The sequence below is a fragment of the Cellulomonas algicola genome (genome assembly GCF_019024305.1).
GTDB lineage: Bacteria > Actinomycetota > Actinomycetes > Actinomycetales > Cellulomonadaceae > Cellulomonas > Cellulomonas algicola.
In genome coordinates this window covers 109,007-134,985 of sequence record NZ_JAHKSJ010000013.1, presented here as the reverse complement: position 1 = coordinate 134,985, position 25,979 = coordinate 109,007, and the positions used below count along the sequence as shown (strand labels likewise).

The following is a 25,979-nucleotide window of genomic DNA, read 5'->3' as shown; positions in this document are numbered from 1 at the left end:
TAGGCGTCGCGCGGCGCGGCCCGGCCCGCCCGCGACGTCGTTCGCCCGGGCGCGCGGCCCGCGCTCAGTGCCGCGGCGGGTGGACGAGCCGCGCATGCATCTCCGCCGCCGACACGTCCGTGAGCGACGCCACCTGGTCGACGACCACGCGCAGCCGCGCGGCGTCGTCGGGGGCCTGCGCCCAGTCGGCGGCGAACGGCGGCTCGAGGGCCAGCGGCGCACGGTCCGACATCACGCGGACGAGGTCGGTGAGCACCTCGCGCTGCCGGTGGTAGAGCGGCTCGAGCTCGCGTGGCGCCATGACGTACGCGACCGCGAGGCCCTTGAGCACGAGGATCTCCGCCGTGGTGCCGATCGGCACCACGAGGTTCGCGGCGTACCGGGTGAGCGGGCCGTCGCCGTACTCGGCACGCGTGGCCGTCTGCGCGGCCTTGGCGAACCGGCCGATGAGCTGGCTGGTCGCGTCCTTCAGCATCGCGAGCGCACCGCGTGACCCGTCGAACGCCGTCGACGCCCACAGGTGCGCCGCGACCAGGCGGTCCATCGCGTCGTGCAGGCCGTTCTCGTCGACCGCGTCGCCGTACCACGTCTGCACGGCCTCGACGATGCGCGCCCGCTCGTCCGGCCGCGTCAGCACCTCCAGGTCCAGCCGTCCGCCGACGACCGCGTCCTCGACGTCGTGCACCGAGTAGGAGATGTCGTCGGCGAGGTCCATGACCTGCGCCTCGAGGCACTTGCGACCCGCAGGGGCGTCCTCGCGCAGCCACGTGAACACCGGCAGGTCGTCCTCGTAGACGCCGAACTTGTGCGTCGGCCGGCCGCTCGCGGCGCTCACCGGCCCCTGCCCGTACCGCCACGGGTACTTGACCGACGCGTCGAGGCTCGCGCGCGTGAGGTTGAGGCCGACCGTCTGCCCGTCGGGCCCGACGACCTTCGGCTCGAGCCGGGTCAGCAGGCGCAGCGTCTGCGCGTTGCCCTCGAACCCGCCGATGCCGCGCGCGAGGTCCGCGAGCGCGCGCTCGCCGTTGTGCCCGAACGGCGGGTGGCCGAGGTCGTGCGCGAGGCACGCGGTGTCGACGACGTCCGGGTCGCAGCCGAGCGCCTTGCCGATCTCGCGGCCGACCTGCGCGACCTCGAGGGTGTGCGTGAGCCGCGTCCGCACGAAGTCGTCCGAGGAGGGGCCGAGCACCTGCGTCTTCGCCCCGAGCCGCCGCAGCGCGGACGAGTGCACGATGCGCGCGCGGTCCCGCTCGAACGCGGTGCGCTCGCGCGACTTCGGGGCCTCCGGCACCCACCGCTCCCGGTCCGCGTCGACATAGCCGTCGAGCTCGAGCACGTCAGGGGCGGTCACGGGTCCAGGGTAACGAGTGGGGCGTGCACGTCCGGCGCCGTGCACAGCCGGTCGCTCACTCGACCTCGGGCGTCGGACGAGCGGCCTCCGCCCTCCACGGGTCGAGCGTGCGGACGCCGAGAGGCTCGACGTACCTGACGTCGCGCGTGACGAGGATCGACCCGTGAGCTTCCGCGACCGCCGCGACCTGCGCATCGTCCACCGGCGCGGCTTCGGGAACCGGGTAGCGGGCGAGGATGCGGGCCGCTGCGAGATCGAACGGCAGCACCCGATCCGCGAAGGCAGGGAGGACGTGCCCGGCGAACCCTCGGCGCAGGACGGCACCCTGCGCCGGATCGGTCCGCTCCTTGCGGAGCACGCCACGCTCGATCTCGGCGACGGTGAGCACCGAGACGTACTGGTCGGCGAGCGGGACGGTGCCGGCCCACGCGGCGACCGGCGGTCGCGGCCCGGCACCCGCAGGGCGGAGACGACGTTCGCGTCCAGCAGGTACGTCACAGGTCGGCGACGCGCGCCGTGGCGCCCAGGCGCTCGGGCTCGAACTCGACGTCCGCGCTCTCCGGCGTCGCCAGCAGGTCGACGAGGGTGGCCGGCTCACTTGGTGCCGTTCGCCATGGTGCGGATCACGATCTGCTCCACCGCGCCACCTCCCGATGTCGGATCGACCACATCAGTCCCGTCGATCGCGGGTGCGGGCGAACCAGTCGGCGGCGAGGTCGACGAGGGCACGGACGCGGGCGAGGCGTGCGGTCGCGGCGCCGACGGTGCCGACGGTCTCGTGCCCGGTCGCGGAGAACACCGCGCCGACGGCCTCGAAGTCGGCGTCCTCGACGACGGGCTCGTCGAACCACACCCACTCCCGACGGCCGTCGACGAGGAGCGGGGCGCCGTTGCGGACGGTCGGCAGCGGCAGGCCCGCGCGGGCCTCGGCCAGGTGCAGTGCGGTGCACTTGTCGTAGCCGACGCCGAGGAGCAGGACCTGCGCGTCGAGCGCGTGGAGAGCCGCGAGCGGGGAGCCCTCGCCGACGGGGTCGTCGAGGTCGTGCCGCGCCAGCACCTCGGCGGCGCGAGGACCGTGCGCGACGAACGACCGGTGCGGGTGCGACGAGCGCACGGTGCCGGGCAGGGTGCGCAGCGCCTCGACGACCAGCCCCATCGTGCGGGTCGGCGTCCAGGCGGGGTCGTAGACGGGCAGCGCGGCGCGCACGTCGTCGTACCGGGACGGCGGGACGGACGGGTCCGCCAGGTAGGCGGGGTCGCACAGCTGCCACGACTGCGACGGCATGACGAGCGTGCCGTCCTCGCCGAGCGCGTCGAGCAGCGCGCGCACGACGGCCTGCTCACCCCCGACGACGGTCCCGAGCCGCGACAGCGAGACGTGCGCGACGAGCACTCCGCCGGGCTCGACCCCGAGCGCGCGCAGGTCGCGCTCGAGGTCGGCACGGAGGACGAGGGGGCGGGTCACGCCAGGCGCCACACGGAGACGCCGGGCCCGTCGCCGCCGACGCGCAGCGCGTCGGGTGCGATGTCGAGCGTGCCCTCGCCGTACAGGCGCTCCACGGCAGCCCCGGCAGGCACGAGGTGCCGGGGCAGGTCGACGCCCGCCCACGGGGCGCGGGCGGCGACGACGAGCACGCGCTCGTCGACCGTCTCGCGCAGGTAGGCGACGGCGTCGTCGGAGACGACGGCCCACCGCAGCCCGCCCTCGCGCAGCGCACGTGACGAGCGGCGCAGCGCGATGAGGGACCGGTAGACGTCGAACGTGCGGCCGTCCCAGCGGTCGCCGCCGCCCGCCTCGATCTGGTCCCACGGCATGGGCACGCGCGCGTGCTCGCCGTTGGTGCCGGTCGCGCCGCCCTCGTCGCCCGCGAACAGCGCGGGGGTGCCCGGGTAGGTGAACAGCAGCCCGGCAGCGACCTCGACGAGGCGCGGGTCGCCGACGACCGTCCGCAGGCGCGGGGTGTCGTGCGAGCCGAGCATGTTCCACTGCCGCGCGGTGACCTTCCACGGCACGGTCGCGTCGAACTCGCGCATGGTCTCGACGACGGACACGCCGCCGCGGCGCGGGATCGTCGTCGGGATGCCGAGGAAGTCGAGCGTCGTCGCGGGGTCCACGAGCCAGGTCCACAGCGGCTTGGTGAACGCCGAGTAGTTCATGTTGACCTGCCAGCCCTCGCCGGTCAGGTCGCCCGCGGCGTCGTGGAAGTGCTCGCTCACGAGCACCGCGTCGGGGTTGAGCTCGGTCATCGTCGCGCGCACCGTCCGGGCGACGTGGTGCGTGAAGTCGTCGGACGCGTACCGGCCGGTCATGTTGGCGACGTCGATGCGCCAGCCGTCGAGCGCGAACGGCTCGCCGAGCCAGCGGCCGATGACCGAGCCGGGGCCGTCGACCATCCGGCGGGCCAGCGCGGACGAGCCGTAGTTGAGCTTCGGCAGCGACGGGACGTCGAGCCACGCGACGTAGCCGAGGTCGGACTCCTTGTCCCAGTAGTAGAACTCGGCCTCCTCCGACGACCGGTCCCGCAGGGCGTGCTCGAACCACTCGTGCGCGACACCCGTGTGGTTGGTCGTGAAGTCGCCGACGAGCCGCATCCCGCGGCCGTGCAGCGCGCGGCGGAGCGAGACGAGCGCCTCGTCGCCCCCGAGCAGCGGGTCGACGTGGTCGAACGTGCGCGCGTCGTAGCGGTGGTTCGACTGCGACGGGAAGACGGGCGTCAGGTAGACGGTGTCGACGCCGAGCCGCTGCAGGTGGTCGAGCCGCTGCTCGATGCCGAGCAGGTCGCCGCCGTACAGCTGCACGGGCGTCGACGGCCCGCGGCCGATCGGCTCGTCGTCCCACTCCGCCGGCTCGGCCCACTCCGGGAACGTTCGCGAGACGCCCGACCGCGCGAACCGGTCCGGGAAGATCTGGTAGACGACCGCCGACGACGTCCACGCGGGTGCCGGCTCGTGCACCGTGAGCCGGAAGTCGGCCGCGTCGGGCACGTCGCGCGAGAACAAGCCGCGCCCGTTGAGCCAGCGGTAGCCGCCGGGCTCGTCGAGCAGCGCGCGGTACGACGTCACCGGGTTGTGCACGGGCACGTCGGCGACGTACCAGCGCTCGTGCGCGTCGGCACGGTCGAGCCGTGCCTGCACCATGCGCGGCTCGGCGTCACGGACGGTCCGCACCCACAGCGCGCGCTCGGTCGCGGAGGCCGGCACGCGGAACCGCACCGGGACGACGTCGCCGAGCGCGGGCGTACCCGTCGGGACGTAGAGCTCCGAGCCGTCGTGGTGGGGCTGGTCGAGCAGGTGCCGCACGGTCATCCCTTCACCGCGCCCTGGGTCAGGCCGGAGACGATGTAGCGCTGGAGGAACTGGAACAGGAGCACGACGGGGATCGCCGCGAGCACGGCACCGGCCGCGAACACGCCCCAGTACTCGGAGAACCGCTGGCTCACGTACTGGTAGAGGCCGACCGCGAGCGTCTGCGCCTCGGGGTCGACGAGCACGATCGACGCGATGAGGAAGTCGGAGAACACCCCGACGAACGACAGCAGGCCGACGACCGCGAGGATCGGCGCGACGAGCCGCAGGATGATCGAGAAGAAGATCTGCGCGTGGCTCGCGCCGTCGATCTTGGCGGCCTCGTCGAGCTCCTTCGGGACCGTGTTGAAGAACCCGTACATGAGGTAGGTGTTCACACCGAGCGCACCGCCCAGGTACACGAGGATCAGGCCGAGCGGCGAGCCGAGGCCGATCGCCGGGAAGACCTCGCGCAGCGTGACGAGCAGCAGGAAGATCGCGACGTACGCGAGGACCTGCGGGAACATCTGCAGCAGCAGCAGCGACAGCAGCCCGCCGCGCCGACCGCGGAACCGGAACCGCGAGAACGCGTACGCCGCCGCCGCGCCCAGCAGGACCGTGCCGACCGACGTGGTCGTCGCGATGACGATCGTGTTCGCGAACCAGCGCACGTACGGGTGCACCGGGTCGCTCAGCAGGTCGACGTAGTTCTGGAACGAGATGCTCGAGAACAGCTTGTTCGAGCCCGTGAGCGACCCCGTCGGGTTCAGCGACGACGACAGCACGTACAGGATCGGGATGAAGCAGAAGACGAGCACGGCCCAGGTGACGACGTGGCGCCAGCCGAGCTCGCGCCACCAGCGCACGCCGCGCGGGGTGGTCTCGTTCTGGTCCGGGCGCAGGCCGGCGTCGGTGGTGCCGGCGGGGAGCGTGGTGGCAGCCATCAGTGCAGGTCCTCCAGGGCGCGGGTCTTGCTGAAGGTGGCCGCCGAGATCGAGGCGACGATGAGGAAGATGAGGATCGACACCGCGCACGCGAGGCCGTACTGGCGGTTCACGCCGCCGAACGCGAGCCGGTAGACGAACGTGATGAGGATGTCCGTGGCGCCGACGTCGACCGGTGCCGACAGGTCGTCCGGCCCACCCTCGGTGAGCAGGTAGACGACGTTGAAGTTGTTGAAGTTGAACGCGAACGACGAGATGAGCAGCGGCGCGGTCGAGACGAGCAGCAGCGGCATCGTGAGCGACCGGAACAGGCGCAGCGGCTTGGCGCCGTCGATCTTCCCGGCCTCGTAGATCTCGTTCGGGATCGACTGCAGCGCGCCCGTGCAGATGAGGAACATGTACGGGAAGCCGAGCCACAGGTTCACGACGAGCACGGAGATCTTCGCGAGCCACGGGTCCGTGAGCCACGGGATGCTCGCGCCGCCCAGCAGCGTCGCGTTCACGAAGCCGAAGTCGCGGTTGAGCATGCCCTGCCACACGAGCGCCGTGAGGAACGCCGGGAACGCGTACGGCACGATCAGCAGCGACCGGTAGATCTTGCGGCCGCGCACCTTCGGGTGGTTCAGCACGACCGCCATGAACAGGCCCAGCCCGAACGTGAGGACGACCGACAGGATCGCGAACGCGAACGTCCACAGCAGCACGCCGACGAACGGCCCGGCGAGCTTCGAGTCCGTGAAGACGCGGCTGAAGTTCTCGAAGCCGACGAACACCTTCCACCCGGTGCCGAGCTGCGAGCCGTCGGCGGCGACGAACGCCCCCTGCTCCTCGTCGGCGGTGTAGACGTCGCCGGTCGCCGTGTTGGTGATCGTGCCCGCGGCCTCGTCCCACTCCATCGTCGAGACGTAGACGTACCCCGTCGAGCCGTCGGGCGTGCGGACGCTGCCGTCGTTGGGGTCGTCGGAGATCGGGACGCGCAGGGCGAAGATCTCGTCCTGGCGCTCGAGCACCTGGGTGAACTGCAGCGTCTCCCAGCCGTCGACGGACGCGACGCGGCCGTTCTCGAGCGTCGCGTCGACGGGCTCCAGCGGCTGCTCGGCGGTGCCGAGCTCCGCGTCGCCCTCGCCGTCGACGACCGCGAAGCCGAGCTCGTCGCCGTTCACGACGACGGTCAGCGGGTAGGTGGGCGAGTCCGGGAGGCGCGCCTCGTTCTGCACGAGGATCGCCTCGACCGCATCCGCCTGCGTCGAGTTGTGGCCGTCGCCGTAGTTGGTGAAGGCCGTGAAGCCCGTGTAGAGGACGACGAACACCTGGTACACGAGCAGGAAGACCAGGCCCGGCACGAGATACTTCGCCGGGAGCATCTTCTTGGAGAAGTAGACGACGTTCACCGCGACGAGCGCGACGACGAGGAACGCGACGATCCCCCACTGGCCCAGCGCACCGGCCGCGAGGATCCCGTAGACGCCGAGCGCGTCGACGAGCGCGACGAGCACGGTCTTGACCCAGAAGCCGCGGGTCAGGTCCTGCCGGCTCCACCAGCTCCCCGTGGGCCGGCGCGAGCCGGTCGACGGTGGCGGCGCGGTCGCGTCCGTGCGGTCAGGGCGGGTCGACGTGTCCGTCATGGGGTGCTCCGGAGATCGGCGGTGATCGGCGCGCACGGCGCGCGGGGGCTGCTCGGCGCGCGAGGGCGCGCGTGCGGTGGCGCACGCGTCCTGCGGCGCCGGGGTGCGCGCGGGTGCGCGCGGTCCGGCGACCCGGCCGGGGCGGGCCGGGTCGCCGGACGGGTGCTCAGCTCGCGGCGATCTTGCCGGCGATCGAGGCGGTCATCTGGTTCCACAGCGCGGTGGGGTCGCCCTGCTGGTTGACGAGCGCGACCTCGGTGGCGCCCCAGTCGGCCCAGACGGTGTCCATCGCGGGGATCGACGGCATCGGGACGCCGTCCTTGCCGACCTCGGCGAACCCGCCGACGATCGGGTCGTCGCCGATCTCGTCGAGCGCCGACTGCAGCGCCGGGGCACGGCCGCCCGCCTCGTACATGGCGAGCTGGACGTCCTTGGTGCCGAGGTAGTTGACGACGAACTCGTTCGCGAGGAGCGCGTTCTTCGACTTCGCGGAGATGAAGAAGCCCTGCACGCCGACGAAGGGCTGCGACGGCTGGCCACCGGCGGACGGCACCTTCTCGATGCCGACGTTGATGCCGGCGCTCACGAAGTCGCCGACGTTCCACGGACCGGTGATCATGTACGGCGCCTGGCCGTTGATGAACGCCTCCTTGGCGACGTCACCCGAGAGCGACGTGTTGAGGACCCCCTCGGCGCCGAGCTTGGCGACGTACGCGGCGAACGCGCGGCCGCCGTCGGAGTCCATCGCGAGCTGCGACGCGTCGTACGCGCCGTCGGCGTCGGTGCCGAAGACGGGGGCGCCGAACGACGTCTGCAGCGGGTACATGTGGTACGGGTCGCCGGTCTTCTCGTCCTGCTGGATGAGGACCGAGTACTGCGTGCCGGCCGCCTTGGCCTGCGCGACGAGCTCGTCGAACGAGGCGGGCGTGGCGTCGGGGACGAGGTCCTTGTTCTTGACGAGCGCGATGTTCTCGACGGAGTACGGCAGGCCGTACAGCGTGCCCTCGTAGCTCATGGCCTGCGTGGAGACGGGGAGGAAGTCCTCCGCCTTGTCGCCGAGCTCGATCGGGGCGACGACGCCGTTCTGGACGAGCTTGCCGAGCCAGTCGTGCGCACCGACGATCACGTCGGGGCCCTGGCCGGTCGGCGCCTGCGAGATGAAGTCGTCGCGGATGTCGCCGAAGTCCTTCTGGACCAGCTTGACGGTGACGCCCTTCTCCTTCTCGAAGGTGGTCGCCACCTCCTTGACCGGGCCGGACCGGGTGTCGTCCACCCAGACGGTCAGGGTGCCGGCGTTCGCCGCGGACGACTCGGACGCGTCGTCCGTCGTCTCGCCGGACGAGCCCGAGCACGCGGCGAGCGTCAGCGCGAGGCCGAGGGTCGCCGCGACGACAGGGATGCTCCGTCGCATCGTGTCTCTCCAAGGGGTGCAGAGGGAGTGCCCGCTCCGGCGGTGCTCCCACCGACGCTGGCCTGGTGCGACGGAAAGTTACGTCGTTGCACCGCGCGTTGCAAGTCGTTACGGTAACTTTCAGGCAACGGTTGCAGCGGCGTCACGAACGGGCTCGCCTCGACCACGAACAGCCCAGGACGAGGAGGTCCCGTGTCCCTTACGCTGCCACCCGTGCGCACCCGTCTGACGGACCTGGCCGAGCAGGCCGGCGTCAGCACGGCGACCGTGTCACGGGTACTCAACGGCAAGCACGGCGTGTCGGCCCAGGCACGGCAGGCCGTGCTGGCGGCCCTCGACGTGCTCGGCTACGAACGCCCCGAGAAGCTGCGCACCCGCTCGGCCGGCCTCGTCGGCCTCGTCGTCCCCGAGCTCTCGAACCCCGTGTTCCCCGCGTTCGCGCAGGTCATCGAGACGATGCTCACCGAGCGCGGGTACACCGCAGTGCTGTGCACCCAGTCCCCCGGCGGGACGACCGAGGACCAGTACGTCGAGATGCTGCTCGAGCACGGCGTCGACGGCATCGTCTTCGTCTCCGGCCTGCACGCCGACACCACCGCGAGCAAGGAGCGGTACCACCGGCTGCGCAGCCGCGGGCTGCCCGTGGTCCTCGTCAACGGCTGGGCCGAGGGCGTCGACGCACCGACCGTGTCGACCGACGACGCCGCCGCGCTCGACCTCGCGTTCCGGCACCTCACGTCGCTCGGGCACCGCAGCATCGGCCTCGCGATCGGCCCCGACCGCTTCGTGCCCGCGCGCCGCAAGCGCGAGGAGTTCGCGGTCAACCTGCAGCGGCACCTCGGCGTCGACGACCCCGCCGGGCACGTCGTGTCGACGCTGTTCACCGTCGAGGGCGGACAGGCCGCGGCGCTCGACCTCATCGACTCCGGGCACACCGCGATCATCTGCGGCTCCGACCTCATGGCGCTCGGCGCGATCCGGGCCGCCCGGTCCCGCGGGCTGTCCGTGCCGGGCGACGTCTCCGTCGTCGGGTTCGACGACTCGCCCCTCATCGCCTTCACCGACCCGCCGCTCACGACCGTGCGCCAGCCGGTCCAGGCGATGGGTCACGCCGCGGTGTCGGCGCTCGTCGCGGAGATCAACGGGACACCTGCGTCGCGCACCGAGCTCAAGTTCCACCCCGAGCTCATCGTGCGCGGCTCCACGGGCGCCGCCCCCGCGCACGCCGTCGCGACCGGCTCCCTGACCACCGGAACCCCGGCGGACGGTCCGGCACCCGCCTGACCGGCAGGCTTGCCGGACCCCGGCAGCCGCTGCCTACCCTGGTCCGACCCGGAGCCTTCGCGCGGCCTCGCGGCCGTCTTCCGCACCGCTCCTCCGGCGACGACGCCTCCCCTCCCCAGATCCACCCGAAAGAGGCATGCCCGCATGACGACGCTCGACTCCCGGCCCCTGCACACCCCCGTGCACGCCCCCGGCTCCCCCGACGCCGAGTGGTGGCGCACCGCGGTGATCTACCAGGTCTACCCGCGGTCGTTCGCCGACGCGTCGGGCGACGGTGTCGGTGACCTGCCCGGCATCACGTCGCGCCTCCCCCACCTCGCCGAGCTGGGCGTCGACGCGGTCTGGCTCTCGCCGTTCTACCGTTCGCCGCAGGCCGACGCCGGCTACGACGTCGCCGACTACCGCGACGTCGACCCGCTGTTCGGCACGCTCGACGACTTCGACACGCTGCTCGGCCGCGCCCACGAGCTCGGCATGCGCGTGATCGTCGACCTCGTCCCCAACCACACGTCCGACGAGCACGCGTGGTTCGTCGAGGCCATGGCCGCCGGCCCCGGCTCGCCGGAGCGCGAGCGCTACCTGTTCCGCGAGGGGCGCGGCGAGCACGGCGAGGAGCCGCCGAACAACTGGCAGTCGATCTTCGGCGGCCCCGCGTGGACCCGCACGACGAACGCCGACGGCACGCCCGGCCAGTGGTACCTGCACCTGTTCGACTCGCGGCAGCCCGACCTCAACTGGGAGCACCCCGAGGTCCGCGCCGAGTTCGAGGACGTCCTGCGGTTCTGGCTCGACCGGGGCGTCGACGGCTTCCGCATCGACGTCGCGCACGGCATGGTCAAGGAGCAGGGCCTGCCCGACTGGGACGGCCACGTCTCGATGATCGAGGGCGTCGACGAGGTCGACGGCCACGAGGCCGTGCCGGCCGAGGCGGACGACCCGTCGCGCGCCGACGAGGTCACCGGCTCGGGCAACCGCGGCCCGATGTTCGACCAGGACGGCGTGCACGAGATCTACCGCGCGTGGAACCGCGTGCTCGCGCAGTACGCGGGCGACCGCGCGCTCGTCGCCGAGGCCTGGGTCGAGCCGCTGTCGCGCCTCGCGCTGTACGTGCGCCCGGACGAGATGCAGCAGGCGTTCAACTTCGCGTTCCTCGCGACGCCGTGGGACGCACCGCAGCTGCGCGACGTCATCGAGGCGTCGTACGTGACGGCCGACGGCGTCGGCGCGCCGACGACCTGGGTGCTGTCGAACCACGACGTCGTCCGTCACGCGTCGCGCCTGGGTCTGTCCGTGCCGGGCTCGCGTCCCAACGGCATCGGCGTGGGCGACGAGCAGCCCGACGAGGCCCTCGGCCTGCGCCGGGCCCGCGCCGCGACGCTCCTCATGCTCGGCCTGCCCGGCTCGGCGTACCTGTACCAGGGCGAGGAGCTCGGTCTGCCGGACCACACCGCGCTCGACGACGACCTGCGCCAGGACCCGGCGTTCTTCCGCACGGGCGGCGCGGAGCGCGGGCGTGACGGCTGCCGCGTCCCGCTGCCGTGGGCGGCCGCCGAGGAGGGCTTCGGCTTCTCCCCGACGGGTGTCACCTGGCTGCCCCAGCCCGCGTCGTGGGCGGCGTACGCGCTCGACGCGCAGCGCGGGGTCGCCGGCTCGACCTACGAGACGTACCGCGCCGCGCTCGGCCTGCGCCGCAGCGAGCTGCTCGGCTCGGGCGGGCTCGCGTGGACGCCCGGTCTCGGCGAGGACGTCATCGCGTTCGTCAACCGGGAGGTGCAGGTCGTGGCGAACCTCGGCACCGCACCCGTCGTCCTGCCGGCCGGCACCGAGGTGCTGCTGACCTCGGGCGACACCGCGACCGACACCGACGGTGCCGTCCTCGTCCCGTCGGACACGACCGTGTGGGTCCGCGCGACCGCCTGAACGCACCGCCCGCGCGACGCGGGACCGTCGACCGCCCCGCGGGGGTGCGCCCCGACCCCGGGGGCACCTCCCGGGGCGGTCGTGCGTCGGTCGTCCGTGGTCCGCCCGCGTCGCGCACGGTCTGCGAGCGGGACCGGGACGTCAGGCGGTCGCGGCCGCCGGGCCCGCCGGCAGGCTCGTGCTCGTGCCCTGACCGCGCCGCGGGCGTGGCCGGGGCCTCGAGGAGCCGGGGACCTCGTCCGCGCCCGGGTGCTCGTCAGGCGACGGGCGCGTCGGGGTGCTCGCCCGTGAGGTGCACTGCGAGCACCGCGACGTCGTCGCCGCGCTCGGCCGAGTCGAACCGGCCGAGCAGCACGTCGCACAGCTCGCCCGGGTCGAGGGTGCCGGCGTCCGCCACGACCTCGGCCATGCGCGCGAGCGAGTCGGCCATGTGGCCCGAGCGGCGCTCGAGCAGGCCGTCGGTCACCAGGACCAGCGTGCACGGACCCGACGGCGGCACCGTCGTGGTGCGCCGTTCGCTCGGCAGCCGCACGCCCAGCAGCGGCGACGACCCCGTGAGGTAGCGCGCGCCGTCGGCGGACACGAGCAGCGGCGGCAGGTGCCCGGCGTTGACGACCTCCATGCTGCCGTCGCCAAGGTCCACCACGGCGACGCACACCGTGACCAGCTCGGGGTGGCTGCGGATGAGCAGCTCGTTGAGCAGGTCGAGCGCGCGGGCCGGCGGGTGCCCCTCGACGAGGTAGGCGTGCAGCGCGAACCGGAGCTGCGCCATGACCGTCGCCGCGCGCAGCGAGTGGCCCTGCACGTCGCCGATCACGACCGCGACCTTGCCGTCGGGCAGCTCGAGCGCGTCGTAGAAGTCGCCGCCGACGCTCAGCTGCGCGTCGGACGCGCTGTACCGGGCGGCCATCCGGATCCCGGGCGGGGTCGGCAGCGCGTGCGGGAGCATCGAGCGCTGGAGCGTCAGGGCGATGTGGTGCTCCTGCGCGAACGACCGGAGCGTGCCGATCGCACCGGTCAGCGCCTCCCCCAGCTGCTGCGCGAGGTCGGCGTCGTCGGGGCCGAGCGGACCGTCCGGCACCGCGACCGCGAACCCGCCGAGGTGCCGCCCGGACGCGTCGTGCAGCGGCGTGACGTGCCAGCCGGTCGCGGGGACGCCGGCACGGTCGAGCATCTCGCGCCACACGCCCGGGGTGTCCTGCGCGGCGACCGGGTAGGGGTGGTCGGCGTCGGGCTCGGCCGCCGGGGCGAGGAGCCGCCCGCGGACGACCGCACGACCCGGCCCCGGGCTCACGACCCGGGTCGCCATGCCGTCGACCGCCGTCGCGACGACCACGACCGGGGCACCGAAGACCGTCGCCGCCCCCTGCGCCGCCGCGGCGACGAGGTCGTCGAGCGAGCGCGCCGAGCCGAGCGGGACGACCGCCGCCGTGAGGTCCGCGAGCCGGCGGGCGTGCTCGGTGATGCCGCGACGGGCCCGGTGCGAGCGGCACAGGCCGGCCACGGTCGCGAGGAACTCGTCCCGGTCGAGCGGCTCGACCAGGTAGGCGTCCGCGCCGCGCTCGAGCCCCGAGGTGCGGGCCCGGGCGTCGATGCTCGTCGCCGACACGTGCACGACGGGCACCGCGGCGGCCGGGTCGGCCTTGATCACCTGGCACACGTCGAAGCCGGACATGTCGGGGAGGTTGACGTCGAGGACCACGGCGTCGTGCCCCGCGGCGGCGTCCAGCGCGGCCCGGCCCGTCGCCGCCTCGGTCACCTGGTAGCCCGCCCGGCGCAGCCAGCTGGCCATGACGTACCGGTGGGCCTCGGTGTCGTCGACGACGAGCACGCGCGCGGTCGCGTCGGTCATGGTGCGACCTCCGTCGCACCGGCCGTCCCGGTCGCGCGGCTGAGGACGTCCGCGAGACCGTCGGCGTCCAGGGCCGTCTTCGCGACGAACGGCACGCCCGCGACCGGTGGCTCGTCGAGCGTCGACATGAGCACCACCGGCAGCGTCGACCAGCGCGCGTCCGCGCGGAGGGTGTGCAGGGCCGCGACCCCGTCGACGCCGGGCATGCGCACGTCCATGAGCACCGCGTCCACGGCCCCGGCGGCGATCACGTCGAGCGCCTCGGCGCCGTCGCGTGCCTCGACGACCTGGGCCGCCGAGGGTGCGAGGAGACCGCGCACGACCGCGCGCGCGGCGTCGTCGTCGTCGACGACGAGCACGCGTCCGAGCGCCGGGGCCGTCGTGCGCTCGAGCGTGAGCGTGAACGTGCTGCCCTCGCCGACGGCGCTCGCCACCTGGAGCGACCCGCCGAGCGCCTCGGCGACGCGCCGCGCGTACGGCAGGCCCAGGCCCGTTCCCTTGGCCGAGGGCTGCAGGCGGTTCGGCACCTGGAAGAACTCCTCGAACACCGTCTCGAGATGCTCGGCGGGGATCCCGATGCCCGTGTCCCGGACGGTGACGACCACGACGCCGTCCTCGGGCACCGTGACCGCGACGTCGACCGCGCCGGCGTCCGTGAACTTCACGGCGTTGGTCAGCAGGTTGCGCAGCACGCGGCCCAGGAGGTCGGGGTCGGTGTGGAGCTCGACACCCGTCGGGACGTCGACGTGCAGGGCCACGCCGGGCCGCAGGAGCGGGCGCACGGTGCCCTGGAGGTCGCCGAGCAGCGCCGCGAGGTCGACGCGGACCCGGTGCACGTGCTGCCGTCCCGACTCGGCGCGCGCGAGGTCGAGGAGCTCGTTGACCATGCCGAGCAGCGCGCGTGCGCTCGAGTCGAGGTAGCCGACCTGGATGCGCTGGTCCTCGTCGAGCGCACCCTCGGCGAGCAGCGACGTGAGGCCCAGGATCGAGTTGACGGGCGCGCGCAGCTCGTGGCTCACGCTGCGCAGGAAGCGCGTCTTGGCGTCGTTGGCGGCGGCGAGCTGACGTCCGCGCTCGTCGAGCTCGGCGTAGAGGGCGACGACGCCGCTGTTCGTCTCCTCGAGCTCGTCGGACAGCTGCGTGTACATCGCCATGACGCCGCGGTTGGTCTCCTCGAGCTCCTCGTTCGCGCGCACGAGGTCCTGCTCGCGGGCCGCGAGGGCCTCGAGCGCACGCACGAGCTCGGTGTTCTGCACGCGCAGCTCGCCGAGCGCGTCGGCGGCGCGCGGACGGGACAGCGACGCGCGGACCTCGTCGAGGCGGGCGGGCGACACCGCCCGCGCGTCGGGCAGCGCCTTGCGCAGCACGACCGTCCGGCTGCCGTCGGCGTCGGACGTCACGTCGACCCGGTCGACGAGCCGCTGCGCGGCCGTCACGCCGGTGACGTCGCCGCGCCCACCCCGCGCCGGACGACCGAGGACGTGCACCACGAGCTCCGGCGCGCCGGGCGCACCGTCGACCTCGAGCACCGCCAGGCCCCCCGCGGTCCCGGCGACCTCGCGGCCGACCTCCGACAGCGCCGTGGCGAGCCGCACCTGGTCCTGACCGTCGAGACCGAGCAGCCCGCCGGCCTCACGACCGACCTGGCGCAGCAGCACGACGTCGCCGTCGGTGAGGAGCTCGACCGTGCCGAGCCGCCGGACCGAGGAGCCGCCCGTCACGCCGGCACCGCCGCACCGGCGCGGGCCACCACGACGCTCGCGTCGTCCCGCCGCACCCCGAAGTCGCGCAGCAGGACCGCGGCCACCACGAGCGACGTGCGCGCGAGCAGACCCGGGTAGCCCGCGAGGTCGTGCCGTTCGGTCACGCCGTCGCTGTGCAGGACGACGAGGCCTCCGGGCGGCAGCGGGTACACGGCCTCGCGCAGCGTGCGCGCCTGGGCGCCCGCGATCCCGGGGTGGCTGATCATGCCCCGCCGCGCGGCCCCGTCGACGACGACGCCCGCGATGTTCCCGACGCCCGCGTACCGCACCTCACCCGGGTCGAGCCGCGCGACCGCGACCGCCGCCCCCCGCGTGCCGGACAGCGCCCGGTGCACGGCGGTGAGCAGCGCGAGCGGGCCGCCGGGCGCCGCACCGCGGAACGCGCGCACGGCCTCGGTGCTCGCCGCGGCCGCGAGCGGACCGTGCCCCAGCCCGTCGGCGAGCATCACGGTGAGCACGCCGTCGTCCGTGCGGATCGCGTACGCGTCCCCGCACACGTCCTGGCCGGTCATCGGCCGGGTCACGCCGACCGCGGTGGGGATCCCGGGCAGTTCGGCGTCGACGTCGGCGAACGCGGCCGTGATCACCGTGCCCGAGCCGGGCCGCGACCAGATGTCCCACGACGTCGCGAGCCGCGACAACGTGCCGAGCCCGATGCCGAGCGTGCCCGCCGACGACACGCCGTCCGTGAGCGACGCGGCGACGTTGACCATCCCGGGGCCGGAGTCGACCGCCACGGCCTCGACCACCGGGCCGGCGGCGGCGTGCCGGACCCGCAGCAGGAGCGAGCCGGAGCCCGCGTGGTTGATCTGGTTGCCGGTGAGCTCGGCGACCACGAGCGCGATCTCGCCGGCGCGCTCCTCGGACATCCCGACGCGACGCGCGAGCGACGCGGCGGCACGGCGGGCGGTGCCCGTGGCGCTCACGTGGTCGACCGTGAACCAGGCGACGTCCTCGACGGTGCCGTCCGCACTCACCGCGACCACGAGGCGATCACCACACGCGTGCCGCGCCCCGGTCCCGTGTCGATCTCGAAGTGCTCGACGAGCCGCCGCGCACCCGACAGACCGAGCCCGAGCCCGCTGCCGCTCGTCCAGCCGTCCGTCATCGCGAGGTCGAGGTCGGGGATGCCCGGGCCCTCGTCGCGGAACTCGACCCGCACACCCGTGCGCCGCCCGTTCGACTCGACCGACAGCACGGCCTCGCCGCCGCCGCCGTAGATCAGGGTGTTGCGTGCGAGCTCGCTCGCGGCGGTCACGAGCTTCGTCTGGTCGACGAGCGACAGCCGCGCGCCCTGGGCGAGCCCGCGCACGGCCTGGCGCACCCGCACGACGTCGCCGTCGGTCGTGATGGCGAGCCGCTCGGACGTCACCGGGTCGGCTGTCACGCGGGCGCGTCCGGGGCGAGCGCGAGGAGCAGCTGCTCGGGGGCGACGTCCTCGTCGTCGGGCTGCAGGAGCCGCAGGCCCTTCTCGACGTCGAGCGCCGTCCGGACGCCGTCGAACGACAGCCCGAGCTCGACCATCGTGATCGCGACGGCGGGCCGCATGCCGACGACCACCGTCGTCGCGTCGAGCACGCGCGAGATGCCGGCGATCGAGGAGAGCATCCGGCCGATGAAGCTGTCGACGATCTCCAGCCCGGAGATGTCGATGAGGACGCCGCGGGCACCGGTCTGCGTGATGCGCTCGGCGAGGTCCTCCTGGAGCTGGAGGGCCGACTGGTCCTGCAGGTCGACCTGGATCGAGACCAGCAGGGTCGAGCCGATCTTGAGGATCGGGACGCTGTCCATCAGGCCCCCGCGACCGCGCCGGCGGTGCGCGCGCTGCCGTTGGCCCGCAGGGCCGCGACCAGGGCGTCGGCCAACGTCGCCTTGGTGCGGATGTCGCCGAACTCGATGCCGAGCGCGACGATCGTCTGCGCGATCTGCGGGCGGATGCCGCTGATCGTGCACTCGGCACCCATGAGGCGCGCCGCGACGACCGTCTTGAGGAGGTGCTGCGCGACCTGCGTGTCGACCGCGGGGACGCCGGTGATGTCGATGATCGCGTGCTCGGACCCCGTCTCGACGAGCGTCTGGAGCAGCTTCTCCATGACGACCTGCGTGCGCGCCGAGTCGAGCGTGCCGACCAGCGGCACGGCGACGATGCCCTCCCAGAGCTTCACGACAGGCGTCGACAGCTCGAGCAGCTGCTCGGCCTGCTCGGTGATGATCCCCTCACGCGCGGCGGCGAACGACTCGAACGTGAACAGACCCAGGTCGTCGACGAGCCGCAGCAGGGCGGCCACGTCGTCGACGCGCTCGGTGTCGCCCCGGCCGGCGAGGTCGTAGAGCCCCTCCTTGAGCGCGAACACGCCCACGGCGGTCTCGCGCGGCGTGAAGCCGAGCCGCGCACGCGTCGCGGACAGGTCGCTCAGGAGGCTGCGCAGCGAGTCGAACGAGGGGGCGTCGAGCCGCTCGCCGCCCGCGAGCAGCCCGCCCACGAGCGCGTCGAAGATGTCGGTCTGCTCGCGCTCCGCCTCGGCACGCGTGATGCGGCCCTGCAGCTCGGTGACGACACGGTCGAGCCAGGCGGCGCCGATCTCACCGCGCCTGTCCTGGAGGATCGCGGCGAGGCGGGCGGCGTCGGCTGCGGGCATGCGGAACTCCGATCGGGGACGTGTCGCGACGCTCGGACGAGCGCGAGGCGGCGGCGCCGTGACTCTACAGCGCCTGGTCGGGGGGACCCCGACGTGGGTGAGGTGTCCCCCGTCCGGCCGCGCGGGCGGCTTGTCAGCCCGTGCGGCCGACGTGCCACGCCTGCGCGGCGTGCGGAGGGACGTCGACGGTCGTGCGGCCGTCGACGACGCGGGTGCGTGCGCAGTCGTCGGTCGTGCCCGTCAGGACGTCACAGTAGTCGCCGTCCGGGAACGACGTGACGAGCTCGGTGCGCAGCGGCTCGTCGCCCGCGTCGACGACGACGAACCCCAGGCGTGATCGACTCCCCCGCACCGCGGATCACCTCCTGCACGACGTCGGTGCCCTCGGGGAGCGGGTCGAGGACGGCGGCGACGTCACGGGCCCGCGGAGTCGTGCGTGCACGGCGTCCCGGCCCAGCCGGTACCCGGCTCGCCCTGCCCCGTCATGTGGTCGAGCACGGCGTCTGCCCAGACGTCGACGCCCGCGTCGTGGCACGACGCGACCATGTCGGCGAACTCCTCGCGGGTGCCGAGCCGGTACTCGAGCCGGTGGCTCACGGGCTGGTACGACGTCCACCGTTCCCCGCCCAGGACATGCTCCTGCGGTGGCGCGGGTGTGCCGTCGTCACCACCGTCGCAGGCCTGCAACGAGTTGCAGCAGGTTTCCGAACGCCTCACCCTGGCGTTGCCGCGCCCCTACGCTGGCCACGTGCCGCGCGTCCTCGTCACCGGTCCCGCCTCGTGGAACACCACGATCCGGCTGCCCGTGCTGCCCGAGCCGCGCAGCGCGACCGTCTTCGCGACCGCCGCGCACGACGGCCTCGGCGGGACGTCCGCGGGCAAGGCGCTCACGCTCGCCGCACTCGGTCTCGACGTGACGCTCCGCACCGTCCTGGGCGACGACGAGCACGCACCCCGCGTGCGCACCGCGCTCGACCACCCGCGCGTGACCCTGCGCGCCGAAGCCGCCGCCGACGGGCGCTCCGAGCGCCACGTCAACGTCCTCGCCGACGACGGCGCACGGCTGTCCCTGTACCTCGCGCTGCCGTCGCCCGCCCGCGCCGTCGATCCGGTCCCCGACGACGTCCGCGCGCTGCTCGACGGCGCGGCCGCGGCCGTCGTCGACCTCGCCGACCACAGCCGGCCCGTGCTCGCCGCCGCGCGCGCCGCGGGCGTCCCCGTGTGGTGCGACGTGCACGACGACGACGGCACGGCCACCGGGTACGCGCGCCCGTTCGCGCAGGCCGCCGACGTGCTCCTCGTGAGCGCCGACCGGCTCGCCGACCCGGCCGCGTACCTCGACGCCGCGGTCGCGCGCGGGGCCCGGCTCGCGGTGTGCACCGCCGGCGCGTCCGGTGCGATCGCACGCGACGCCGACGGCTGGTGGGACGTGCCCGCCGCGCCCGTCGACCGCGTGGTCGACACCGACGGCGCGGGCGACGCGTTCCTCGCCGGCCTGCTGCACGGCGTCCTCGACGGACTGCCGCACCCGGCCGCGCTCGCCCGGGCGTCCGCGTGCGGCGCGCTCGCGGTCGGCACGCCGGGCGTCGGTGCCGCGCTCGCGACGCCGTCCGCGGTCGCCGCGCTGGCGGAGCGGGTCGCCGTGCGAACCCGCTGACGCGCACCGCCGCTACGGCACCGGCCGCGCCGCACCGGCAGCGTCGAGGTCCCGCTGCCACATCCCCAGCACGCCCGTCGGCGTGAAGCCGAGCGCGACGTTGATCGCCAGCATGTGGTCGTTCTCCTGCGCGTTCCACGTGTGCAGCCGCCGCAGTCCCGGCCACAGGTCCTCGAGCCGCAGGAGCTGCGCCGTCTTGACGAGCATCCCGAGGCGGTGCCCGCGGTGGGCCGCGACGACGAGCGTGTCCTGCTGGTAGGCGGCCTCGGGCAGCGTCGGGGGCCACTCCACGACCGTGAACGCCACGAGCTCGCCCGTCGGCACGTGCTGCGCCGCCACGACCGCGGCGACCCGGCCCTGCTCGACCACCTCGCGGTCGTGCGCGCGCACCCGCTCCGCGTCCCACGGCTCCTCGTCGAGCTCCAGGTCGGCGGTCGGCACGTCGGTGCTCATGCGCGTCCGCAGCACCGCCATGCCGTCCAGGTGCTCCTCGGGCGTCGGTCCCGTCCAGGCGACGAGGCGGTACGCGCCGCCGGCCGCGCGCCCCGCGTCCTCGTGCGCCCGGCGGACCGCAGCCCGTCGCGCGTCGTCCAGGGGGAACGTGAACGTGCTGAACCGCTCGACCTGCTCGAGTCCGTACCCGCGCGCGCCGGCCAGCCGCGTCGCCGCGTCCGCGGCGGGCACGGCGCCGGTGCCGCTGCGCGCACCCGCAGTCGGCTCGCCGTCGGTCGGCGCCCGGTGCGTGCTCATCACGATGAGCGTCCGGCGGTCCTCCGCGCGCGCAGCCGACTCGGCGGCGTCAAGGAGCACGCGACCCACCCCGCGCCCCCGTGCGTCCGGTCGCACCCACGTCTCGGCGACCGCGAGGTGCGCGTTGTCCTGCGTCGGCACGTTCACGAGCGCGGCGCCGACGACCGCGTCGACCGCGGGCGCCATCCCGTCCGCGGTGACGACGAGCAGCGTCGACCGCTCGTACGGCCGGTCCTGCAGCAGCGCCCCGACCTCGGCCACCTGCCAGGCAGCGTCCGCGTGACCGAACAGGGCGCGGTGCGTGGCCGCGTGCGCGCGGCACGCTCCGGTCACCGCCCACGTCGCGGCGTCGTCGGGCGTCGCGGGCGCCGTCGCCCGGTGCACGGTCCAGGGAGCCATGCGTCCCAGGGTGCTCCCGTGGCGCGTCCGCCGTCACGCCGGCACGTCGCCCCGCGCGCGGCGACGACGCGCCGACCCGGCTGTCAGCCGCCCGAGACGCTCAGCTCGGCCTCGTGCAGGTCGCGGCGGAAGTCCTCCGACAGCTCGCGCGAGTCGAGCCAGCCGTACGGGAGGATCGGGCGCTTCGGCGACCCCGCGCGCCCGCGCTGCCCCTCCGCGGCCTCGCCCGGGTACGGCTGGTCGAGGTCGAGCGCGGCGAGCTTGTCGTCGAGGTCCGCCATCGACGTGACGAGGCCGAGACCGGCACGCGCCTCGCCGCCGACGACGTACCCCTTGAGATACCAGGCCATGTGCTTGCGCATCTCGCGCAGCGCCTTGCCCTCGTCGCCGAAGTGCTCGACCATCAGCTCGGCGTGCCGCCGCACGACGTGCGCGACCTCCCCGAGCCTCGGCCGGATGCGCTCGTCGGAGCCCGCGAACGCCGCCGCGAGGTCGGCGAACAGCCACGGCCGACCCTGGCAGCCGCGCCCGACGACGACGCCGTCGCAGCTGGTGTGCGCGACCATCGCGAGCGCGTCCTCCGCGGACCAGATGTCGCCGTTGCCCAGCACCGGGATGTCGGTGACGGCCGCCTTGAGCGTCGCGATCGCGTCCCAGTCGGCCGTGCCCGAGTAGTAGTCGGCGGCGGTGCGGCCGTGCAGCGAGACGGCGGCCACGCCCGCGTCCTGCGCGGTGAGCCCGGCCTCGACGTACGTGAGGTGGTCCTCGTCGATGCCCTTGCGCATCTTCACCGTGACCGGCACGCCCGCGGGGCTCGCGGCGTCGACGGCCGCGCGCACGATCGCCGAGAACAGGTCCCGCTTCCAGGGCAGCACCGCTCCCCCGCCGCGCCGCGTCACCTTGGGGACCGGGCAGCCGAAGTTGAGGTCGACGTGGTCGGCGAGGTCCTCCTCGACCAGCATCCGGACCGCCGCAGCGACCGTCGCGGGGTCGACGCCGTAGACCTGGACCGACCGCGGCACCTCGTCGGGCTCGAACGAGATGATCCGGAACGACTCGGGGCTGCGCTCGACCAGCGCGCGGCTCGTCACCATCTCGGCGACGTAGAGGCCCGCGCCGGACTCGCGGCACAGCCGCCGGAACGCGGCGTTGGTCACGCCGGCCATCGGGGCGAGCACCACGGGGGTGTCGACGGTGATCGGCCCGATGCGCAGCGGCGGCAGCACCGCGCCGGCGCCGGGGCGCGCGGGAGCCGCGGGTGTCGTCGTGGTCATGCGGCCATTGTCGCACCGGCTGCCCGGGACCCGCGGGTCGGCGGGCGCCGGTCAGGTCCGGGCAGGCGGTCGGCGAGCGCCGGTCGGGTCCCGGCGCGCGGCCCCACGCCTGCTCAGGCCAGCAGCCAGCCGTTCTCCTGCGCGATCCGCACGGCCTCCGCGCGCGTCCGCCCCCCGGTCTTGGCCATCGCGGCGGACAGGTAGTTGCGGACCGTGCCCTCCGACAGGAACGTCGCGCGCGCGATGTCCGCGACCGTCCCGCCGTCCGCGGCGGCCACGAGCACGTCACGCTCCCGCTCGGTCAGCGGACTGCTGCCCACCGCGAGCGACTCGACCGCGAGATCCGGGTCGACGACGCGCAGCCCGCGGTGCACGCGCCGCACCGCGTCGGCGAGCTGCTCGGCGGGCGTGTCCTTCACCACGAACCCGCTGGCCCCCGCGTCGAGCGCGCGGCGCAGGTAGCCGGGACGCCCGAAGGTCGTGACGATGAGCGACCGGCACGACGGCAGGCGGCGGTGCAGCTCGGCGGCGGCCGTGATGCCGTCGAGCCCGGGCATCTCGACGTCGAGCAGCGCGACGTCGACGCGCGCGTCGCGGGCCGCGACCAGCACCTCGTCGCCCCGGCCGACCTGCGCGACGACCGTGAGGTCGGCCTCGAGGTCGAGCAGCGCGGCGAGCGCGCCCCGCACGAGCGCCTGGTCGTCGGCGAGCAGCAGGCGGATCGGGTCCGTCACCGGGCGTTCCCCCGGGTCGTGACGAGCAGGCGGTAGCCGCCGAGCGGACCGCGCGCGGCCTCGACGCGGGCCCCCGACCGGCGCGCACGCTCCGCGAGGCCGTGCAGCCCGTTGCCGGGGCGCTCGTCGCCCGGTCCCGCACCGTCGTCGTCGACCGTGAGCGTGTCGGCGGTGATCTCGACCCGCACGCGCGTCGCGCCCGAGTGCCGGAGCACGTTCGTCGCGCCCTCGCGCACGGCCCACGCGAAGAGCACGCGCAGGTCGTCGGGCACGTCGTCGACCGCGCCCGGCACCTCCGCCTCGATCCCGGCGGCGTCGAAGGCCTGCCGTGCACCCACGAGCTCCCCGGCGAGCGTGACCGCCCGCGTCGCGGTGACCATGCCGCGGACGTCCGCGAGCGCGGACCGGGCGAGCTGCTGGACCTCGAGCATCTCGGCGCGTGCCCGCTCGCCGTCGACGTCGAACATCCGGGCGGCGAGCTCGGCCTTGACGGAGATGACGGTGAGGCTGTGGCCGAGGATGTCATGCATGTCGCGGGCGATCCGCTCGCGCTCGCGCTCGACGGCGAGCACCGCGACCTCGTCGCGCGCCAGCTGGAGCTGCCGGTTGCGCAGCACGAGCTGCGTGAACCCGAACACCGCGACGGTCGCGAGCACGATCGACAGCACGAGGTCGTCGATGGTCTCCCAACCCGGCACGACGCGCGGCACGAGCATCGCCAGGACCACCATGGTCAGCGCGACGGCGAGCGCGCGCAGGTCGCGCAGGAGGAAGACCCCGCTCACGCTCACGAACACGAGCCCGACCAGTCCGTCCTGCTCCGCCGCCAGGCACGCGAGCGCGACGAGGACGAGCTGGCCGCCGAGGAACGCGAACGCCGGTCCGGTCGCCATCTGCTCGCCGCGAGGCCCGGCGTGGGTGAAGACGACCCACACGAACGACAGCGACAGGAGCGCGATCGCGACGAGGGACACGACGCGGGCCGGGCCGGGGTTGCTGTCCCACGCGGACTGCCACGGCTGCAGCAGGAAGACGGCCCAGACGACGCCCATCGTGGGGCCGACGACGCGCATGACGCGGTGCGTGCGGGTGCCCAGCGGGTTGCCCCGCTCACCAGTCGGGTCCGGCACCGCGACCGACCACAACCCCTCGCGCAGCGCCCAGGTCTGCCCGCCGACCGCCGCCCACCGCCCGCGCGCCCGTGCGGGCCGCTCGTCGTCCGGTCGGGTGGTGCCGCTCACGGCGCCCACCGTACCGAGCCGACGAGCGGCCCCCGCGTCGCATCCGTCCGTCACACGCGGGCCGTGTCGAGACGGAACCGCCACACCGCACCGCCGACGAACACCGCGGCCCACGCGACGACGTTGACGACGGCCCAGACGCTCACGTCGCCGCCCGTGAGCGGCGCGCGCACGATCTCCGCGAGGCCGTACGTCGGGATGAAGCGCGCGATGGTCGCGAACACGCCGTCGCCGAGCGGCATGAACAGCCCGCCCGCGAAGGACAGCAGCGCGAGCACGGGACCGAGCACCTGCATGACGTTCTCGGCCGGCAGCAGGTAGCCCATGAAGAGCCCGAACGCGGCGAACACCGCGGAGCCGGCCCAGGCGAGCACGACGGACCAGACGAGCGCGGTCGTGCTGATCTCGGCCCCGCGCGCGAGCCCGGCGACGAGCGTGACGAGGATCGACGCGAGGCCCAGCACCATCGCGACGGCGACCTTGGTCAGCACGTACGCGGCCGGCCGCAGGGGCGTGAGCCGGAGCTGCCGGCTCCACCCCTGCGCGCGCTCGATCGACACGCTCGCGCCGCCGCTCGTGGTCGCGAGGATCGCGCCGTACAGGGCCATGGAGATCATCACGTACGCCGTGACGTTGCCGTTCCCGACCGACTGGTCGAGGTACTCGCGCTGCGTCCCGAACAGCAGGAAGAACACCGGCGGCATGACGAGCGTGAAGATCACCGTGCGGCGGTTGCGCAGCAGGCGGCGCAGCTCGGTGCGCAGGTAGACGGGCTGCAGCAGGCGCGCCCGCGGACGGGCGGCGACCGCGGCGGGCGCGGCCTTCGTCGTGGTGGTGAGCGTGCTCATCGGGTGCTCCCGGAGGTCGTCGTGGCGGTGGTGTCGCCCGTGAGGGCGAGGAAGGCGTCCTCGAGGCCGAGCGCGGTGATCTCCACCTCGGTCGCGTCGGTGCGGGTCAACAGGTGCCGGGCGACGTCGTCGGAGGCGGTCGTGCGCAGCAGCACACGTTCGCCGCGACGCTCGACCTCGGTCACGCCGGGCAGGGCCGCGAGCGCGGCGTCCGACGGTGCACCGTCCCGGAACGCGGCGGAGACGACACGCCCCGACGCGAGCGACTTCACCTGGGCCGCGGAGCCGTCCGCGACGACCCGTCCGTGGCTCACCAGGACGACCCGGTCGGCGTACGCGTCGGCCTCCTCGAGGTAGTGCGTCGCGAAGACGATCGTGCGGCCGCGCGCCGCGTCGGCGCGGATCGCGTTCCAGAAGTCGCGACGTCCACCCACGTCCATGCCCGTCGTCGGCTCGTCGAGGATCAGCAGGTCGGGGTCGGGCAGCAGTGCCAGGCCGAACCGCAGGCGCTGCTGCTGGCCGCCCGAGCACGAGCCGACACGGCGGTCGGCCGCGTCGGTGAGGCCCGCGCGCACCAGCACGTCGTCGACGTCGTGCGCCGAGCCGAAGAACGACGCGGTCAGCGCGAGCGTCTCGCGGACCGTCAGGTCCTTGAGCAGACCGCCCGTCTGCATGACGGCGGACACCCGACCGGCGGCGATCGCGGCCGCGGGGTCGAGCCCCAGCACGCGGACGCTGCCCTCGTCGGGCCGGGCCAGGCCCAGGACCATGTCGATCGTCGTCGTCTTGCCCGCGCCGTTGGGGCCGAGGAACGCGACGACCTCGCCGGGGCGGATCGTGAGGTCGAGCCCGTCGACCGCGCGGACCGTGCCGGCGGGCGTGGTGAACGACTTGCGCAGGCCGCGCAGCTCGAGCGCGGGCGGCACCGCACCGCTCGGTGCGGGCGTCGGGAGGGCGTCGGTGGTGGTCATGACGACGATCGTGCCGCCGCGCGGTCCGGCG

General features: G+C 74.3%; 24 protein-coding genes. 3 read left to right on the top strand and 21 right to left on the bottom strand.

Features of this window, described 5'->3' with window-relative positions:
- Positions 1–64: 64 nt before the first annotated feature.
- The 7 genes from KOV94_RS11150 to KOV94_RS11120 all read right to left on the bottom strand — a co-directional run bounded on the left by KOV94_RS11150 (position 65) and on the right by KOV94_RS11120 (position 8,616).
- Positions 65–1,351, bottom strand: a complete 1,287-nt coding sequence (locus KOV94_RS11150; protein WP_218052063.1) for a deoxyguanosinetriphosphate triphosphohydrolase — start codon at positions 1,349–1,351, stop codon at positions 65–67.
- Between the two features lie 55 nt (positions 1,352–1,406).
- Positions 1,407–1,739: a PIN domain-containing protein gene (locus tag KOV94_RS11145; RefSeq protein ID WP_218052062.1), complete on the bottom strand. Its 333-nt coding sequence runs from the start codon at positions 1,737–1,739 to the stop codon at positions 1,407–1,409.
- 282 nt (positions 1,740–2,021) lie between these two features.
- Positions 2,022–2,816, bottom strand: coding sequence for an AAC(3) family N-acetyltransferase (locus tag KOV94_RS11140; RefSeq protein ID WP_218052061.1), 795 nt, complete (start codon positions 2,814–2,816; stop codon positions 2,022–2,024).
- Complete coding sequence (locus KOV94_RS11135; RefSeq protein WP_218052060.1) at positions 2,813–4,657, bottom strand: glycoside hydrolase family 13 protein; 1,845 nt, start codon at positions 4,655–4,657, stop codon at positions 2,813–2,815. The genes KOV94_RS11140 and KOV94_RS11135 overlap by 4 nt, the downstream gene beginning before the upstream one ends.
- Positions 4,654–5,580, bottom strand: coding sequence for a sugar ABC transporter permease (locus tag KOV94_RS11130; protein WP_218052059.1), 927 nt, complete (start codon positions 5,578–5,580; stop codon positions 4,654–4,656). Before KOV94_RS11130 ends, KOV94_RS11135 begins: the two co-directional genes overlap by 4 nt.
- On the bottom strand, positions 5,580–7,205 hold the full coding sequence (locus KOV94_RS11125) for an ABC transporter permease subunit (protein ID WP_218052058.1): 1,626 nt from the start codon (positions 7,203–7,205) through the stop codon (positions 5,580–5,582). Before KOV94_RS11125 ends, KOV94_RS11130 begins: the two co-directional genes overlap by 1 nt.
- Before the next feature lie 166 nt (positions 7,206–7,371).
- Positions 7,372–8,616, bottom strand: coding sequence for a sugar ABC transporter substrate-binding protein (locus KOV94_RS11120; protein WP_124343665.1), 1,245 nt, complete (start codon positions 8,614–8,616; stop codon positions 7,372–7,374).
- A 213-nt stretch (positions 8,617–8,829) separates the two neighbouring features.
- Here KOV94_RS11120 and KOV94_RS11115 point away from each other — a divergent pair, with 213 nt between their 5' ends.
- Positions 8,830–9,900 (top strand): LacI family DNA-binding transcriptional regulator, encoded by a 1,071-nt coding sequence (locus KOV94_RS11115; RefSeq protein WP_235843501.1) that lies wholly within the window; start codon positions 8,830–8,832, stop codon positions 9,898–9,900.
- A gap of 144 nt (positions 9,901–10,044) precedes the next feature.
- The gene (locus tag KOV94_RS11110; RefSeq protein WP_218052057.1) at positions 10,045–11,820 is read left to right on the top strand and encodes a glycoside hydrolase family 13 protein; all 1,776 of its coding nucleotides are present in this window, start codon (positions 10,045–10,047) and stop codon (positions 11,818–11,820) included.
- A gap of 256 nt (positions 11,821–12,076) precedes the next feature.
- On the opposite strand, the gene KOV94_RS11105 is transcribed toward KOV94_RS11110, so the two are convergent.
- From KOV94_RS11105 to KOV94_RS11070, 8 genes are all read right to left on the bottom strand, one after another.
- Positions 12,077–13,672, bottom strand: coding sequence for a SpoIIE family protein phosphatase (locus KOV94_RS11105; protein ID WP_218052056.1), 1,596 nt, complete (start codon positions 13,670–13,672; stop codon positions 12,077–12,079).
- On the bottom strand, positions 13,669–15,393 hold the full coding sequence (locus tag KOV94_RS11100; protein ID WP_218052055.1) for an ATP-binding response regulator: 1,725 nt from the start codon (positions 15,391–15,393) through the stop codon (positions 13,669–13,671). The genes KOV94_RS11105 and KOV94_RS11100 overlap by 4 nt, the downstream gene beginning before the upstream one ends.
- Positions 15,390–16,412: an ATP-binding protein gene (locus tag KOV94_RS21275; RefSeq protein WP_200829761.1), complete on the bottom strand. Its 1,023-nt coding sequence runs from the start codon at positions 16,410–16,412 to the stop codon at positions 15,390–15,392. The genes KOV94_RS11100 and KOV94_RS21275 overlap by 4 nt, the downstream gene beginning before the upstream one ends.
- A complete protein-coding gene (locus tag KOV94_RS11090; RefSeq protein WP_124343660.1) occupies positions 16,409–16,822 on the bottom strand; it encodes an ATP-binding protein in 414 nt (137 codons plus the stop codon). Before KOV94_RS11090 ends, KOV94_RS21275 begins: the two co-directional genes overlap by 4 nt.
- Positions 16,819–17,226, bottom strand: a complete 408-nt coding sequence (locus tag KOV94_RS11085) for an STAS domain-containing protein (protein WP_124343659.1) — start codon at positions 17,224–17,226, stop codon at positions 16,819–16,821. Before KOV94_RS11085 ends, KOV94_RS11090 begins: the two co-directional genes overlap by 4 nt.
- Positions 17,226–18,074, bottom strand: coding sequence for an STAS domain-containing protein (locus KOV94_RS11080; RefSeq protein WP_124343658.1), 849 nt, complete (start codon positions 18,072–18,074; stop codon positions 17,226–17,228). The genes KOV94_RS11085 and KOV94_RS11080 overlap by 1 nt, the downstream gene beginning before the upstream one ends.
- A gap of 133 nt (positions 18,075–18,207) precedes the next feature.
- The gene (locus KOV94_RS11075; protein WP_124343657.1) at positions 18,208–18,426 is read right to left on the bottom strand and encodes an alpha amylase C-terminal domain-containing protein; all 219 of its coding nucleotides are present in this window, start codon (positions 18,424–18,426) and stop codon (positions 18,208–18,210) included.
- Between the two features lie 62 nt (positions 18,427–18,488).
- Complete coding sequence (locus KOV94_RS11070) at positions 18,489–18,671, bottom strand: hypothetical protein (RefSeq protein ID WP_124343656.1); 183 nt, start codon at positions 18,669–18,671, stop codon at positions 18,489–18,491.
- A 151-nt stretch (positions 18,672–18,822) separates the two neighbouring features.
- Here KOV94_RS11070 and KOV94_RS11065 point away from each other — a divergent pair, with 151 nt between their 5' ends.
- The gene (locus KOV94_RS11065; RefSeq protein ID WP_218052054.1) at positions 18,823–19,731 is read left to right on the top strand and encodes a carbohydrate kinase family protein; all 909 of its coding nucleotides are present in this window, start codon (positions 18,823–18,825) and stop codon (positions 19,729–19,731) included.
- Positions 19,732–19,743: 12 nt separating this feature from the next.
- Here the strand turns inward: KOV94_RS11065 and KOV94_RS11060 are convergent, their stop codons facing one another.
- The 6 genes from KOV94_RS11060 to KOV94_RS11035 all read right to left on the bottom strand — a co-directional run bounded on the left by KOV94_RS11060 (position 19,744) and on the right by KOV94_RS11035 (position 25,948).
- A complete protein-coding gene (locus KOV94_RS11060; RefSeq protein ID WP_124344365.1) occupies positions 19,744–20,880 on the bottom strand; it encodes a GNAT family N-acetyltransferase in 1,137 nt (378 codons plus the stop codon).
- An 83-nt stretch (positions 20,881–20,963) separates the two neighbouring features.
- Positions 20,964–22,154 carry a tRNA dihydrouridine synthase DusB gene (dusB, locus tag KOV94_RS11055; RefSeq protein WP_218052053.1) on the bottom strand — a complete coding sequence of 397 codons (1,191 nt, stop codon included), beginning with the start codon at positions 22,152–22,154 and terminating at the stop codon, positions 20,964–20,966.
- A 113-nt stretch (positions 22,155–22,267) separates the two neighbouring features.
- Positions 22,268–22,888, bottom strand: coding sequence for a response regulator transcription factor (locus KOV94_RS11050; RefSeq protein WP_124344363.1), 621 nt, complete (start codon positions 22,886–22,888; stop codon positions 22,268–22,270).
- Complete coding sequence (locus tag KOV94_RS21270; protein WP_218052052.1) at positions 22,885–24,129, bottom strand: sensor histidine kinase; 1,245 nt, start codon at positions 24,127–24,129, stop codon at positions 22,885–22,887. Before KOV94_RS21270 ends, KOV94_RS11050 begins: the two co-directional genes overlap by 4 nt.
- A 50-nt stretch (positions 24,130–24,179) precedes the next feature.
- Entirely contained in the window at positions 24,180–24,977 is a 798-nt protein-coding gene (locus KOV94_RS11040; protein ID WP_218052051.1) for an ABC transporter permease, read from the bottom strand.
- Entirely contained in the window at positions 24,974–25,948 is a 975-nt protein-coding gene (locus tag KOV94_RS11035; RefSeq protein WP_218052050.1) for an ABC transporter ATP-binding protein, read from the bottom strand. The genes KOV94_RS11040 and KOV94_RS11035 overlap by 4 nt, the downstream gene beginning before the upstream one ends.
- Positions 25,949–25,979 lie beyond the last annotated feature (31 nt).

Coding starts and splice junctions, on each gene's coding strand:
- KOV94_RS11135 (WP_218052060.1), bottom strand. CDS start 4,657: ATGACCGTGCGGCACCTGCTCGACCAGCCCCACCACGACGGCTCGGAG.
- KOV94_RS11130 (WP_218052059.1), bottom strand. CDS start 5,580: ATGGCTGCCACCACGCTCCCCGCCGGCACCACCGACGCCGGCCTGCGC.
- KOV94_RS11125 (WP_218052058.1), bottom strand. CDS start 7,205: ATGACGGACACGTCGACCCGCCCTGACCGCACGGACGCGACCGCGCCG.
- KOV94_RS11120 (WP_124343665.1), bottom strand. CDS start 8,616: ATGCGACGGAGCATCCCTGTCGTCGCGGCGACCCTCGGCCTCGCGCTG.
- KOV94_RS11110 (WP_218052057.1), top strand. CDS start 10,045: ATGACGACGCTCGACTCCCGGCCCCTGCACACCCCCGTGCACGCCCCC.
- KOV94_RS11105 (WP_218052056.1), bottom strand. CDS start 13,672: ATGACCGACGCGACCGCGCGCGTGCTCGTCGTCGACGACACCGAGGCC.
- KOV94_RS11085 (WP_124343659.1), bottom strand. CDS start 17,226: ATGGACAGCGTCCCGATCCTCAAGATCGGCTCGACCCTGCTGGTCTCG.
- KOV94_RS11080 (WP_124343658.1), bottom strand. CDS start 18,074: ATGCCCGCAGCCGACGCCGCCCGCCTCGCCGCGATCCTCCAGGACAGG.
- KOV94_RS11060 (WP_124344365.1), bottom strand. CDS start 20,880: ATGGCTCCCTGGACCGTGCACCGGGCGACGGCGCCCGCGACGCCCGAC.
- dusB (WP_218052053.1), bottom strand. CDS start 22,154: ATGACCACGACGACACCCGCGGCTCCCGCGCGCCCCGGCGCCGGCGCG.
- KOV94_RS11040 (WP_218052051.1), bottom strand. CDS start 24,977: ATGAGCACGCTCACCACCACGACGAAGGCCGCGCCCGCCGCGGTCGCC.
- KOV94_RS11035 (WP_218052050.1), bottom strand. CDS start 25,948: ATGACCACCACCGACGCCCTCCCGACGCCCGCACCGAGCGGTGCGGTG.